This is a genomic window from Streptomyces sp. Tu 2975, from assembly GCF_009832925.1.
GTDB lineage: Bacteria > Actinomycetota > Actinomycetes > Streptomycetales > Streptomycetaceae > Streptomyces.
This window is the reverse complement of record NZ_CP047140.1, coordinates 7,261,466-7,276,121: the sequence shown is the minus strand read 5'-3', so window position 1 is coordinate 7,276,121 and position 14,656 is coordinate 7,261,466. Positions and strand designations below refer to the sequence as shown.

8 protein-coding genes and 1 pseudogene are annotated in these 14,656 nt (G+C 71.9%); 3 read left to right on the top strand and 6 right to left on the bottom strand.

Going from position 1 to position 14,656, the window contains the following annotated elements; genetic code table 11:
- Positions 1-50: 50 nt before the first annotated feature.
- The 3 genes from GLX30_RS32630 (at position 51) to GLX30_RS32620 (ending at position 4,569) form a co-directional block, all read left to right on the top strand.
- Entirely contained in the window at positions 51-1,403 is a 1,353-nt protein-coding gene (locus GLX30_RS32630; RefSeq protein WP_208545528.1) for a DUF6777 domain-containing protein, read from the top strand.
- Positions 1,404-1,538: 135 nt separating this feature from the next.
- Entirely contained in the window at positions 1,539-3,035 is a 1,497-nt protein-coding gene (locus GLX30_RS32625; RefSeq protein ID WP_244258368.1) for a PHB depolymerase family esterase, read from the top strand.
- A 175-nt stretch (positions 3,036-3,210) separates the two neighbouring features.
- Positions 3,211-4,569 (top strand): tannase/feruloyl esterase family alpha/beta hydrolase, encoded by a 1,359-nt coding sequence (locus tag GLX30_RS32620; RefSeq protein WP_244258531.1) that lies wholly within the window; start codon positions 3,211-3,213, stop codon positions 4,567-4,569.
- A 74-nt stretch (positions 4,570-4,643) separates the two neighbouring features.
- On the opposite strand, the gene GLX30_RS32615 is transcribed toward GLX30_RS32620, so the two are convergent.
- From GLX30_RS32615 to GLX30_RS32590, 6 genes and pseudogenes are all read right to left on the bottom strand, one after another.
- A complete protein-coding gene (locus GLX30_RS32615; RefSeq protein WP_159694509.1) occupies positions 4,644-7,673 on the bottom strand; it encodes a glycoside hydrolase family 38 C-terminal domain-containing protein in 3,030 nt (1,009 codons plus the stop codon).
- A 37-nt stretch (positions 7,674-7,710) separates the two neighbouring features.
- A complete protein-coding gene (locus GLX30_RS32610; protein ID WP_159694508.1) occupies positions 7,711-9,726 on the bottom strand; it encodes an endo-beta-N-acetylglucosaminidase in 2,016 nt (671 codons plus the stop codon).
- Between the two features lie 31 nt (positions 9,727-9,757).
- Positions 9,758-11,044: a glycosyl hydrolase gene (locus tag GLX30_RS32605; RefSeq protein WP_159694507.1), complete on the bottom strand. Its 1,287-nt coding sequence runs from the start codon at positions 11,042-11,044 to the stop codon at positions 9,758-9,760.
- 94 nt (positions 11,045-11,138) lie between these two features.
- Positions 11,139-11,999: a carbohydrate ABC transporter permease gene (locus GLX30_RS32600; protein WP_159694506.1), complete on the bottom strand. Its 861-nt coding sequence runs from the start codon at positions 11,997-11,999 to the stop codon at positions 11,139-11,141.
- Entirely contained in the window at positions 11,996-12,979 is a 984-nt protein-coding gene (locus tag GLX30_RS32595) for a sugar ABC transporter permease (RefSeq protein ID WP_244258367.1), read from the bottom strand. The genes GLX30_RS32600 and GLX30_RS32595 overlap by 4 nt, the downstream gene beginning before the upstream one ends.
- An 11-nt stretch (positions 12,980-12,990) precedes the next feature.
- Positions 12,991-14,273: pseudogene (locus GLX30_RS32590) on the bottom strand (sugar ABC transporter substrate-binding protein).
- Positions 14,274-14,656 lie beyond the last annotated feature (383 nt).

Here is a 14,656-nt window from a genome sequence, read left to right as displayed (position 1 = left end):
AACGGAATGAATCGACTCTTCTGTCTTCCTACGCCCGGGAAGAAGAGCTTGTGAGTGCCGAACCGCCGTCCCCCGGCCGCCCGACAGGCCCACCTCCGGGTCCGCTCTCCGGCCCCTCGCAGCCTGGCGGCGCCACACCGCCGCCCCCGCCCGGTGGTCCCGCGGGCAGCAGCCCTTCGGGCGGCGCCGCCGGTCCGCCGAGCGGTCCTGGCGGTCCCGGGCCGGGGGACGGTGGCCCCTCCGGTGGGCACGAGGGCCCCGACCGGCCCTGGTGGCGGTCCGTCCCCCGCATCGCGACCATCGCCGTCGCGCTGGTGGCCGCCGTGGTGCTCGCCGTCGTGCTGACCCGCCCGGACGGCGGGTCCGGGGCGTCCGGCGGCGGCGGGAGCGAGGTCTTCCTCCAGGCCGCCGGCTCCACCGGGCCCGATCCGTTCACCGAGTCGACGGCGAAGGACAGTTCGCCGCCCGCGTCGACGCCGGCCGCCGAGCCGAAGGACGACCGGACCGCGTCACCCAATGTGACCCGCAGCGTCGAAGGGTCGGCGCCGGGCCTGTACGGGGGCTCCCGGAAGGCGGCCAGTTGCGACGTCGAGAAACAGGTCACCGCACTGGGCGCGGACCCTGCCAAGAACCGGGCCTTCGCGCAGGTGCACCGGATCGAACCGTCCCGTGTCCCGGACTTTCTGCGCTCGCTCACCCCGGTGCAGCTGCGCATGGACACCCGGGTGACGAACCACGGCTTCAAGGACGGCGGGCCGAGGGCCTATCAGGCCGTGCTCCAGGCGGGCACCGCGGTACTGGTCGACGACCGCGGGGTGCCGAGGGTGCGCTGCGCCTGCGGCAATCCGCTGCTCCCGCCCGTCGCGCAGAAGGACACACCCCGTGCCGTCGGCGACGCCTGGCCCGGCTACCGTCCCTCGAACGTCGTCGTCGTCGCTCCGGCGGACAAGCCCGTCAAGGACTTCGTGCTCCGCGACGGTGACAAGTGGATCAAGCGGCCGGCCGGCGACACGGGCACCCGCGACAAGGAGACGGAGCCGCCCTCCCGCGAGCCCGTCCCCTCCGAGGACGCCTCCCCGTCGGACGGTGGCAGGCCGCCGTCGGAGAAGCCCAAGGCGCCGCCACCCCCCGAGCCCCCGTCGCAGGAATCGCCGCCGGCACCGCCGCCCGAGTCGGAGCCGGCGCCCGAAGAGCCCCCGTCGGAGCCGCAGGAACCCCCCTCGGAACCGGCGCCCGAGTCGGGCGCCGACTCCCCGGACGGACCGGCTCCGGACGGGCCGGAGGAACCGGCCCCGCAGCAGCCCGGTGGCACGAGCGGCCTCGCCCCCGGCCCGCCGGACCCTGCGCGAGCGCCGGTCGTCCTCGGATCGGTGCTCATCCAGGACCTGTCCGGACGGGCTTAGCAGCCGGACGCCCGCCGGCGCAAGAGTGCGCGCACCGCCGTCGGCGGGCGCGGCTATGGGTGGCGTCACCATTCCTCGGCGCACGGGCCGTTCCTACTGTGACCGGAATCGTCTCGTCACCTGTAGGAGGTCCGGATGCCGCTGTGTGGAAGCACGCCCGAACCGGTACGCGTACGGACCGTCCGCCGGCTGCGACGGGCCGCCGGGCGGCTGGGCGCGGCGCTCGCCGTCGTCGCGGGCGGGCTGCTGGTCTCCCCCGCTCCCGCCGCGCACGCCGCCGTCGCTCTCGAGCACGTGGCCGACTTCGGCGCCGATCCGGGCAACCTGAACATGTACGTGTACCGGCCGGCGTCCCTCGCGCCGGAACCGGCCGTCGTGGTGGCCCTGCACGGCTGCACACAGAGCGCGCAGGTGTACGCCGACAACGCGGGGCTGACGACCCTCGCCGACCGGCACGGCTTCCTGGTGGTCTTCGCGGGCACCACGTCCGCCAACAACGCCAACAGTTGCTTCAACTGGTTCCAGACGTCGGACAACCGGCGCGGTCAGGGCGAGGCCGCCTCCGTGCGGCAGATGGTCGCCCACGCGGAGTCCGCGTACGGCGCCGACGCGGGTCGCACCTTCGTCACCGGTCTCTCCGCGGGCGGTGCGATGACGTCGGTCATGCTCGCCACCTACCCGGACGTCTTCGAGGCGGGCGCCGTGATCGCCGGCATGCCGTACGACTGCACCCGGGACACCGGCCCGTTCGTCTGCATGAATCCGGGCACGGACCGTACGCCGGCCATGTGGGCGCAGCGCGTCCGGGACGCCTACCCGTCGTACACGGGACCGTGGCCGCGGGTGGCCGTGTGGCACGGCGACAACGACTCCACGGTCGCCCCGATGAACGCGGCCGAGCTGAGGGACCAGTGGACCGCCGTGCACGGGCTCGGCCAGACCCCGGACAGGACGTCGACGATCGGGGCCGACGGTACCCGCAGGGAGCAGTATCTGGACGGGAGCGGGCAGGTCGCCGTCGAGGTGGACCGGGTGCCGTCGATCGGGCACGGTACGCCCGTCGACCCGGGCAGCGGCCCCGAACAGTGCGGCAGTACGGGCACGGCGCACTTCATCGACTCGATCTGCTCCAGCCACTGGGTGACGGGGTTCTTCGGACTCGCGGGTGGCGGCGACCCGGATCCCGGCGGTCTGCCCGCCCCGGCCGGACTCGTGGCCACCGGCAGCGACGACACCTCGATCGCCCTGGCCTGGCAGGCGGTGGACGGCGCCGCGGACTACGCGGTGTACCGCGACGGGGCCCGGGTCGCCACCCCGCAGGGCACCTCGTTCACCGACACCTCTCTCGCCGCCGGCTCCACGCACACCTACCGGGTCGCCGCCCGGGACGGGGCCGGGGCGGAAGGCGTCCGGTCGGTCCAGATCACCGCGTCCACCACAGGGGCGGCGGCGGTCTGCTGGACGGGCAGCAACTACGCGCATGTCCGGGCGGGCCGGGCGACGACCACCGGCGGCTACACGTACGCCAAGGGTTCCGGCCAGAACATGGGCCTCTACAACACCTTCGTCACGCACACACTCAAAGAGTCCCCGGCCGGGCACTACGTCATCGCCGACGGCAACTGCCGCTGAATTCCATCGTGTTGACCGTCCCGGGGCACACGGGTGCCCCGGACGTCCGCCCTTCCCGCCACTCACCACAGGAGGCCCTTCCGTGCCGTTCGTCCCGCCGCCAGGCATCTCACCCGAACACCGCGGAAGATCCGGCCCGCTCGGCCGTGCCGTACGGGTGGTCGCAGGGGCCGCGCTGCTGCTCGGCCTGACCGCCGTCCCCGCCGCGGAGGCCCGGGAGCCGGGCCACTGCGCACGGCAGCAGACGCTGCGGGTGCCCGGCGCCGCACACCAGAAGGTCTCCTGCCTGGCGGAGTTGACGACGCCGGGGACGATCGCGTCCGGTCACACGGACCAGGCGGACTGGGCGGGGCTCACCCCGGCGGGGCTCGCCACGCCCAGCGGTGTGCCGGGCATCCAGATCGACGGCTACTTCCCCGACGACTCGGCGGGCAACACCAACCACGGCTGGAATCACGACTCCCAGTTCGTCATCCGGCTCCCCGACCGGTGGAACGGCGGCCTGGTCGTCGCAGGCTCCCCGGGGGTGCGCGAGCAGTACGCCAACGACCGGGCCGTCTCCGACTGGGTGCTGTCCCGGGGCTACGCCTTCGCCGCGACCGACAAGGGCAACACCGGGGCGGCGTTCCACCGGGACGGCCGGCGGCCCGGGGACGCCGTCGTCGAGTGGAACCACCGGGTCACCCAGCTGACCAGGGCCGCCCGTGCGGTCGTGGCGCAGCGCTACCACCGGCCGCCGCGGCGCACTCTGGCCACCGGGATGTCGAACGGCGGCTATCTGGTGCGCTGGCAGCTGGAGAACCACCCCGAGCTGTACGACGGCGGGGTGGACTGGGAGGGCACGCTGTGGCGCACGGAGGGCCCGAACCTGCTGACGTTCCTGCCACCCGCGCTGCGGAGCTATCCGGTGTACGCGGCCGGCGGAGCCGGCGCCGCGCAGGCGCACCGGGAGATGGTCGCGGCCGGGTACCCGGCGGGCTCGGAGTTCCTGTGGCCCTTCCACCACCAGTACTACTGGGACCTGACGCAGCGGATCTACCGCGAGGAAGTGGACCCCGCCTTCGACGGTGCCACGGAGGCCGGGACGCCGTTCTGCGCTCCGGGGACACCGGCGTGCGACGCCGATTACGACTACGCCTCCCGGCCGGACGAGGTGCACAGGGCCGTGGACCGGATCGCGCTGACGGGCCGGATCGGGAAGCCGCTCATCACGCTGCACGGCACGCTGGACGTGCTGCTGCCGATCGGTGAGGGATCCGACGTGTACGCGCGCATGGTGCGCGAGGCCGGCCGTGAGAGCCTCTTCCGCTACTACCGCATCGAGGGCGGCACCCACGTCGACTCGCTGTACGACGTGTTCCCCGACCGGCTGAGGCCGCTGACGCCCTGTCACCGCTCGGCGTTCAGGGCGATGGAGGAGTGGATCGGGCAGGGAACGGAGCCGGCCGCCGGTCACACCGTGGCCATGCCCGGCGCGGGCCGCGACCCGCTGACCGAGTGCTCCCTCGGCCACCGCCAGGACCGCTTCCGGTAGGGCCCGACGGCCCGCCGGCCCGCCCGAGGAGGGGGCCGGCGGGCCGTCGCGGCGTGGTTTCCCGCGCCGGACGGTCAGGCGCGGACCAGTCGCAGCGTGACCAGCTCGAACGGTCGTAGATTCAACGGCACGCCGCCGTCGGCGAGTTCGAGAGCGGATGCGTCGTCGAGAGTCCGCTCGAGCAGGTCCGTGGCCGAGACCCCGGCGGCCGGGAAGCCGGGTGTCACCCGTGTCCGGGCCCGCCCGCCCGTCGCCTCGTACAGCCGCACCACCACGTCGCCGCTGCCGTCGTCGGCGAGCTTGACCGCGCTGACGACGACCGCCTCGTTGTCGACGGTGACCAGGGGCGCGACCTCGGCGTCACCGGGGACGCGTCGCTCGGGCAGGTTGATGCGGTAGCCCTCCCGTACCGCGTCGCCGATGGAGGCGCCGGGCACGAGGGCATGACGGAAACGGTGCACGCCCTGGTCGGTCTCCGGGTCGGGGAAACGCGGCGCACGCAGCAGGGACACCCGCAGGGTGGTCGTGGTCCCCGCGTCAAAGGTGCGGACGGTGCGCGTGACGTCGTGCCCGTAGGTCGAATCGTTGACGAGAGCGACACCCCAGCCCGGCTCCTCCATGTGGACGAAGCGGTGGTTGCACGCCTCGAACTTGGCGGCCTCCCAGCTGGTGTTGGTGTGCGTGGCCCGGTGGAAGTGGCCGAACTGGGTCTCGGAGGCGTACCGCTCGGCGTGGACGTCCAGCGGGAAGGACGCCTTGAGGAACTTCTCCGTCTCGTGCCAGTCGACCTCCGTGTCGATGTCGAGGCGCTTGGCGCCCGCCGCGAGGGCGATCAGCTGGGTGACCTTCGAGTCGCCGAAGGAGCGGACCACACGGACCGCCGCGGCCGTTCCCGAGCCTGCGGCGGTGACCTCGTCGGCGTCCGTGAGGTCGGTGACGGTGTTGCGGTAGAAGGCGTCGACGTCCCAGGCGTCCCACATGTTGGGGAAGTCGGGGTGGACCTGGAGCAGGTTCGCGGCGCTGCCCGGTGCCACGGTCTCCCGCTCGGCTCCGATGTCGTAGACGGAGACCACCAGGCCGCGGCCGTCGATCTCGACCTGGAGCAGGCCGTTGTCGAGCACGAAACCGCCGCCGTCACGCTCGGAGAGCTGGGCCGTGCCGCCTTCCGCGGCACGGGCCGCGCCGCCGGCGGCGACGCCGTGCCGTTCGTGCGGGGCGGCGTTGAACACCAGCGCGCCGCCGGCGGTCGCGTCACCGGCGAGGGCACGCTGGGCCGCGCCGATGATGTCGTCCAGCTCGGCCGCGACGGCCGCGTACGTCTTCTCCGCCTCGCGGTGCACCCAGGCGATGGACGAGCCGGGCAGGATGTCGTGGAACTGGTGCAGCAGCACCGTCTTCCAGATCCGGTCCAGCTGCTCGTACGGGTAGCCGAAGTCGGTGCGGACGGCGGCGGTCGCTGCCCACAGTTCGGCCTCGCGCAGCAGATGCTCGCTGCGCCGGTTCCCCTGCTTGGTCTTCGCCTGGCTGGTGAGGGTGGCGCGGTGCAGTTCGAGGTAGAGCTCGCCGACCCACACCGGCGGTTGGGCGTACTCGGCCTCCGCCTTGGTGAAGAACTCGGCGGGCGTCTCCCACGTCACCGTCGCCGAGCCCTCGAGGTCCCGCAGGCGGGCCGCCTTGGCGACCATCTCGCGGGTCGTACCGCCGCCTCCGTCGCCCCAGCCGGTCGGCGCGAGCGAGTGCCTGGCCATCCCCTTGTCCTTGAAGTTCCGCTCGGCGTGGGCGATCTCGCTGCCCTTCATGGAGCAGTTGTAGGTGTCGACGGGCGGGAAGTGGGTGAAGATCCGCGTGCCGTCGATGCCCTCCCACTGGAAGGTGTGGTGCGGGAACTTGTTCGTCTGCGACCAGGAGATCTTCTGCGTCAGCAGCCACTTGGAGCCCGCCGCCTTGATGATCTGCGGCAGCCCGGCGGCGAAGCCGAAGGTGTCGGGCAGCCATGCCTCGTCGTTCTCGATGCCGAACTCGTCGAGGAAGAACCGCTTGCCGTGGACGAACTGGCGGGCCATCGCCTCAGAGCCGGGCATGTTGGTGTCGGACTCGACCCACATCCCGCCGGCGGGGACGAACCTGCCGTCCGTGACCGCCTTCTTGACCTTGGCGTAGACCTCCGGGCGGTGTTCCTTGATCCAGGCGAACTGCTGCGCCTGGGACATGGCGAAGACGAAGTCCGGCTCGTCCTCCAGCAGGGCCGTCATGTTGGCTGTCGTCCGGGCGACCTTGCGCACGGTCTCCCGCAGCGGCCACAGCCAGGCGGAGTCGATGTGGGCGTGGCCGACGGCGCTGATGCGGTGCGCCGAGGGCCGGGCAGGCGTGGCGAGGACGCCGGCGAGCTCGGCACGGGCGGCGGGCGCGCTGCCGCCCACGTCCTGGAGGTCGACGCGGTCGAGGGCGCGGCCGACGGCGCGCAGGATGTCATGGCGGCGGGCGCCGTCCGCGGGCAGCTCGTGCATCAGCTCGCCGAGCACCTCGAGGTCGAGGACCAGCTGCCACACCGTCTCGTCGAAGACGGCGAGGTCCATGCGGGCGAGCCGGTACTGCGGGGTGCTGCCCGCTGTCTCCTTGTCGCCGAGCTGCGTCGGAAGGAAGGGGTGGTAGTCGAGGATGACGGGGTTCGACGCGGCCTCGATGTGCAGGCGGACCTCTTCCCCGCCCTCCGCCGGCGCCGCGACGCGGACCCACTGGTTGCGCGGGTTGAGGCCCTTCACCGGGGTGCCGTCGGGGCGGTATACGAGGCCTTCGCACTGGAAACCGGGCATGTTCTCGTCGAAGCCCAGGTCGAGGACCGCCTCGACGGTCCGGCCCGCCCACCGGCCGGGCACCGTGCCGGTGACGGTGAACCAGCTGGTGCCCCACGGAGCACCCCACATGTCGCCCACCGTGACCGGTTCCGGCGTGGCGGCGAGTCCCTCCGCGACGGGGACTGGCTCTCCCGGCGCGTTCCACACGGTCACGTCGAGCGGCACGGACTCGGGGTACACGGCGGGGCGGATGCGTTCGTCGAGGACACGCCTGAGGCGGGCTTCGACGAGGGTGCGGTCGTCATGCATGAGGGGTGCTCCGGGGTTCGTCGGGAGGTGGGGCGTGTTACCAGGGACGGACGGCGGTCGCGGGGGCGGACGTGGTGTAGAGCTCCCCCACCGCGCACACTTCGAACCGGGCCGATCGCTCGCCCGGTTCGGGCCGCAGGTCACGGGCGAAGAAGGCGCGCTGGCAGGTGGCGCCGAGGAAATGCCGTGTGCCGTCGGGCAACAGCCGGTGCAGGGTGTAGTGGCGTACTGCGCCGGGCGCGGCCTGCCAGACGAACCGCATGCCCTCGTCCGTCGCGTCGGTGATCCGCAGCGCTGCGGGTGCGGCCGGTGTCTGCTCGCCGCCGTCGTGCACCGCGAGCGCGCCGAGGCGCCACCGCAGGGGGCCGGCGTCACCGGTGAGCCGGACGCCGAGGGCGTGCACGGTCCCGGTCAGGCCGCTCAGCCGCACGGTCCGGGTGGTCCACCCGTCCTCGGCCGCCCCGAGAGGGAGGTAGGTGTACGGGTGGGGTTCGCCGGGTGCGGCGGGTTCCGCGGTGGCGACCGCGAGTTCGACGGTGACCCGGCCCGCGTCGGCCCGGTGGGTGAACTCGACGACCGTGTCCGGCCCGAGCGGCAGCCGGGTGGCGTACAGGTCGACGGTGACGGGGGCATCGGGGGAACCGTCGACGAGGAGGCTGCTGCCGCCGTGCCAGGCGTCGGCGAAGTCGAAGGCGACCCGGGGCCGGCTGCCCTCGGTCCGCACGACCCATTGGCGTGAGGGCATCCGGTCCTGGAGCCCGAGGTGGTTCCATCCGGCGTCGGTCACCGCCTTGCCGTCCGCGTACCAGCGCAGTCCGTGGCCGGTGTTGAAGACGGTCGCGAAGGGCAGGCCGGAGACGGTGGAGCGGTCGGCCACGGCGAGCGCCGGGGCACGCCAGGCGTCGGAGGTGTCGGGTCGCGAGGGGTCGAGCGACCTGCCGCTCCAGAAGTGGTCGTCGGCTGCGTGGAACTGTTCCGGCGTGCGACCCGCGGGCAGGTGGTTGCGGGTCCATTCCGGGCGGTAGAGGCCCAGCGAGACGATGTCGTCGCCGCTGCCGGGAATGATGGCGTCCCAGTCGACGGACTTGTTCCAGCCGCTCGCCTCCACGTCGACCCCGGCCCACAACTCGTACCGGCTGCGCCCGAGTCCGCCGGCGAGCTGCCCGGAGGAGGCGAGGGTGGAGCGCGACCAGCGGAAGTCGACGAACATGGAGTCCGCCGCTTCGAAGAAGGGACGGTTGCGCTCGTTGAGCGCACCCTGCCAGCTCACGGAGCCGCTCACGGTCATCGAGTCGTACCAGGTGACACGCAGGCCCTTCGCCGTACCGAGACTCCGCAGTCGCGCGAGGAATCCGCGCATGTCGGCGGCGAGGGCGCTGTCGCCACCGCCGGTCTCCGCGTTGACGAACCAGCCGTCGAAGCCGTACGCGACGGCGACGGCGACGAGTTGCGCGGCGAGCGGGAAGCGGCCGAAGGAGTCCTTCTGCACGAGGTCCCGGGTCCAGCGCAGATCGCCGCCGTAGGCCACCGGCGGAAGGAAGACGTTGCCGAGCACCGGCACACCGTGGCGGTGGGCGGCGTCGACGACGGGGGCGTTGGGCGCGAGGATCAGGCCCTCGCCCGAGGAGCCGCCCCAGAAGACCAGTTCGTCGACGTACCCCCAGTGGGTGGTGGCGTAGAAGTCGGCGGTGGATCCGCCCTGGGAGGGGTTCGAGGCCGTGGGCGCGAAGGAGACGAGGGACTGGATCCGGGCCTGGCCCGCGCGGGCCGTGTCGTTGACGGGGGTCGGGGTGAACCGGCGCGCGAGGGGGACCGCCGCCCGGTTGAACGGGAGGTCGGCGTCGTCCTCCGCGCGCCAGGTCTTCAGGCTGCGCCAGGTGATGCCCTCCCCGGGGCTGCCGGAGGGCAACGAGTCCGGGTACCAGTAGGAGGCGTACGGCGCGCCGAGCGCGTTCCGCTTCGCCGCCTCGGCCGTGCCCGGCGCGAGGACTGGGGCGAGGGCGGCCGCGGCGGATGCCATGAGGACGGCTCGTCTGCTGGGGTGGGGGGCCATGTCGTGTGCTCCGTATCGTGTCGTGGACGGCTTACGGTGCGGTGCGGGCGATCGGTCCCCGGGGGAGACCGGCCTGTTCGGGGGTGAGGACCTCGGTAATGCCGCGGGCGGCGAGGTGGTCCTGGTCATCGGCACGGCTCGCGAGGACGGTGGTGGGCCGGGCGCCGTCGGCGGTGAGCCGGGCGAAGGCCTCGAAGACGGGGCCGCCGGGGGCGCAGACCGAACGCCGGGGCGCCCTCTCGTCGTCACCTGCGTCGACGACGAGGGCACAGGTGCGCGGGGCCGGCCGATGCTCGCGGCCACGCCGTTCCTCGGCGATCCGGGCGACGGCCCGCCCTGCGGGTTTGACGCGGCGGTCGTTGGTCAGCAGGCCGAGGCTGTACTCGAGTTCGGGGAAGTCGGCGAGCGAGCGGGACACGTCGTGGGAGCACCACCAGGTGACACCCCACAGGTCCGGGCAGTCGAGGGCGTTCGCCACGGTGGCGGCGGTGAACGCGGCGGCGTGCTCGGGCGGGATGTGCGGCGCGGGCGCACCGACCTCCTGGAGCCACACCGGGCGGTGCGGCTCCAGCGCCCAGGCCTTCGACAGTTCGACGAGGTAGGCGGCGTGGTGCTCGGTGGCCGTGGCGGTGGCGCCGTGCCGCTGCGCGGTGCCGTTGAACACCCAGGAGTGCACGGCGGTGACCGCGCCGGTCCGGGCGGCGTGGGCGGGGGTGAAGGGCTGGTCGTCCTGGTACCAGGAGGCGTCGTACTCGGCATGGAGGTGCATCCGGCCGGGCGCGCCCTCCTCGCAGGCGGCCAGCAGGCGGTCGAGCCAGTCGCCGGCCTGGGCGGGGGTGATGCGGTCGGGATCGGGGTGCGGTTCCGCGGCGAACTGCGCGATCTCGTTGCCGATGGTCATGCCGATGAAGTTGGGCCGGTCGGCGAGGGCCGCGGCCAGGGTCCTGAGGTACTCGGCCTGTCCGGCGACGACGTCCGGGTCGGTGAAGATGTTCCGCCGGTGCCAGGTCCGCGTCCAGGCGGGCAGGAAGTCGAAGCTGGAGAGATGGCCCTGGAGGCCGTCGACGTTGACGTCCAGGCCCCGCTGGGCCGCGGCGTCGGCGAGCTGCACAAGCTGTTCGACGGCGCGGGGTCGGACGAGGGTGCGGTTGGGCTGGAACAGGGGCCAGAGCGGGAAGACCCGGATGTGGTCCAGGCCCAGGCCGGCGATCGAGTCGAGGTCGGCGCGCACGTCGTCGATGTCGAAGTCCAGCCAGTGGTGGAACCAGCCTCGGCTGGGCGTGTAGTTGGCGCCGAAGCGCGGCGGGGCAGAGCTCATGAGGCGGCGACGTCCAAAGTCTCGTGGGGTGTCGGTCGGGTGGGCGGCGCGGCCGCGCGGTGCACCCGTCGGCCTGGTCGGCGCGGGGCCGGTGTCAGCCCTTGACTGCGCCTTCGCCGACGCCGCGGAAGAAGAACCGCTGGAGGCAGGCGAAGAGGACGATCAGCGGGAGCACGGCGATGATCGTGCCCGCGGCGACCAGGCGTTCGTCGTTGGCGAAGGTGCCGTGGAGGTAGTTGAGGCCGATGGTGAGGGTGAAGTTCTCCGGGTCGCTGAGCACGATCAGCGGCCACAGGAAGTCGTCCCAGGCACCCATGAACGCGAAGATCGCGACGACGGCGAGGGTGCCTTTGACCGAGGGCAGGGCGATGCGCAGGAACCGTTGCCAGACGTTCGCCCCGTCCACGTATGCCGCCTCCTCGACCTCTTCGGGCAGGTTCAGGAAGGCGTTGCGCATCAACAGCACGTTCATGGCCCCGATGGAGCCGGGCAGCAGCACTCCGAGGAGCGTGTTGTTGAGGCCGAGGTCCCGCATGGTGGTGAACTGGGCGATGATGATGCCCTCGACGGGGACGAGCATGGCGAGGATGAAGGCCAGCGTGGCGGCCCTGCGGCCCCGGTAGCGCATCCGGGCGAGCGCGTAGCCGGCGAGGGCGGCTCCCACGCAGTTGGTGACGACGTTGGCGGTGGCGACCTTCAGCGAGTTGAGCGCGTAGTCCCAGACGGGGATGGTCTGCGCGACGCGTGTGTAGTTGTCGAGGGTCGGCTCGCCGGGGAGGAACTTCGGCGGGGAGCTGAAGATGTCCTCGTGCGGGCCCTTGAGCGAGGTGGACAGCTGCCACAGGAACGGGCCGACGGTCAGCGCGAGCACGGCGAGGAGCAGCGCGTAACGCAGTGCGAGCCGGGTGGCGGGGATCCGTTTGCCGTCGGCGTCGGTGACGTTGATGACGCTCACGCGTCCTCCTTGCGGTCGGCGCGCAGCACGAGCAGCATCAGCGCGACGGTGACGACGAAGACGACGACGGAGAGGGCGGATGCGTAGCCGACGCGGCCCGAGAGGCCGGTGCCGACGCGCTGAACGAGCATCACCAGCGTGGTGTCCTCGCCTGCCGGACCGCCGGAGGGACCTGCCATCAGATAGACCTCGGAGAACACCTTGAACGCGGCGACCGAGGACAGGGCGCCGACGAGGACCATGGTGGAGCGGACGGCGGGGACGGTGACGGTGAAGAACCGGCGTACCGGCCCGGCGCCGTCGACGGCGGCGGCCTCGTGCAGTTCGCGCGGTACGTTCGCCAGCGCCGCCAGATAGATGATCATGTAGTAGCCGAGGCCCTTCCACACCGTGACGCCCATCGCGCTCAGCAGCAGGAGCCACTGGTCGCTCAGGAATCCGACGCGGCCGACTCCCACCGCCTCCAGCACCGAGTTGACCAGCCCCCGGTCGTCGAGCATCCAGACCCAGATCAGTCCCACCACGACGATCGAGGCGACGACCGGGGTGTAGAAGGCGGAGCGGAAGAAGGTGATGCCCGGGATCCGGCGCTGGACGAGCATGGCCAGCAGCAGCGGCAGGATCACCAGCGCGGGGACGACTCCGAGCACGTACAGGCTGCTGTTGCGCAGCCCGATCCAGAACATCTCGTCGTCGAGCAGCTCGCGGAAGTTCGCCAGGCCCACGAACTCGCCGGGGACGAGGGTGCGGCGGTCGGTGAACGCGTTGACGAGGGTACTCAGGAACGGGTACAGGCTGAACGCGCCGACGACGAGCAGTCCGGGTGCCGCGAACAGCCAGGGGCTGTACGGCAGATGACGCCGGATGCCGCGGTGCGGGCGGCGCCCCTCGGAGCCCCGTCCGGGGCGGGGGCCGTGGATCCGCGGTCCCGCCGGGGCGGGGTCGGAGGTGATCGGGCCGGAGGCGGTGGACGTCTTCATGGCGGGGCCGATCAGCTCTGCCGGAGCAGCCGGTCGCAGGCCTTGACAGCGTTGTCAAGCGCTTCTTCGGGCTCTGCTTCCCTTGCAGCGCCCGGGCCACGGCGTTGCGCAGCTCGGTCTTCATCTGCTCACTGAACAGCACGGGCGTGTAATTGACTGCCGTCTTCAGCGACTTGGCGGCCGCGACCCGGACCCTGGTCTCGTCGGTGCCGTCCTCCTCGGTGAAGTAGGGGTCGTCGAGGGAGCCCGCGGTGCTGGGGAAGATGGCCACCTTCTTGGCGAACTCCATCTGGCGGGTGGCGTCGGTGACGAAGTGGGCGAACGCGACGGCGGCGGGCTTCTGCTTGCTCTGCGCGTTCACCATGACGCCCATGACGTACATGTTGGCCTTGCCGGTGCTGGTGATCTGGTCGGTGATGCCGATGTTCTCGTAGAGGCTCGGGGCCTGCTTCTTGAAGTTGGCGAGGTCGAGCGCGCTGCCCGGGTTCATGGCCACGGACTCGGTGAGGAACTTGTGCCCCGAGGACTCGGGGGTGGCGGTGAGCGCCTGCGGATCGAGCGCCTTGGCTTCGTACAATTCCTTGTACCGGGTGAGCAGTTCGACGCCCTTGGGGTCGTTGAAGGAGAAGGCGGTGCCTTCCTCGTCCATGAGCGGGACACCGTAGCGGCCGAAGTCCTCGATGGTGGGCACGTTGGCGAGGGCGGCGACCTTGCCCTTGCTCTGCCGCGCCATCGTCAGTCCGGCGTCGAAGACCTCGTCGTAGGTCGTCGGCGGCTTCTCCGGGTCGAGGCCGGCGTCCTTCAGTAGACGCTTGTTGTAGAAGAGGGGGCCGGTGTTGAGGTACCAGGGGAAGGCGTAGGTGCCCTCCGCTCCCGGTATGCGGTGCGCGTCCCAGGCGCCCGGCAGGTACTCCTTCTTGTACTGCGGGGCGGCCTTGTCCAGGTCGAGCGCGAGACCGGCCTTGGCCAGCGGCGCGACCAGGTCCGGCGAGACGTTCACGACGTCGGGCAGGGTACCGCCGGCGGCGTCGGCGCTGATCTTGTCCGCATATCCCTCGGCCGGGCGGTCGACCCACTTCACGTCGGTGCCCGGGTGCTGCTTCTCGAATTCGGCGATGAGGCCGTTGAAGTAGTCCTTGAAGTTGGCCTGGAGGTTCCAGGTCTGGAAGGTGATCCTGCCTTCCACCTTGCCGGAGGCGTCGGTGGAGCTCGCCTCGGAGCCGCCGCAGGCACTCAGCGGCAGGACGACGGCGATGACGGCGGCAGCGGCGACTGCCCTGCGGTTGATGCGCACGGTGAACGGCTCCTTTGCTCGGACCAGACGCGTGTTCGGGCAGCGGCGGCAGGCGCCGCGGAAGCGGGCGGCGGCCGTTTGCCCAGCAGACCTTGCATTGCACAGCAGAAGAAAGTCAACAGATTCGCCGACCGAATCCAATTGGCCGCGAGTCGCCGCAGGTCAGGTGCCGACAATGACCCTCTAGCATTGATCGACTAATGCGCTTTAGCCTGATGGGACTCAAGCACATTAGTTGCGGGCGGCGACCGTTCGACCGAGCCCGGCGCAGGCCATAGGATGCTCCCGGCCCGGGGAGCCGACGAGCCGGGGGACCACGGGAAGGGGGATCGGGTGACCGCCAGCAGCCCGTCCGCCAAGGACACGCCGCCGAGCAGACGCGC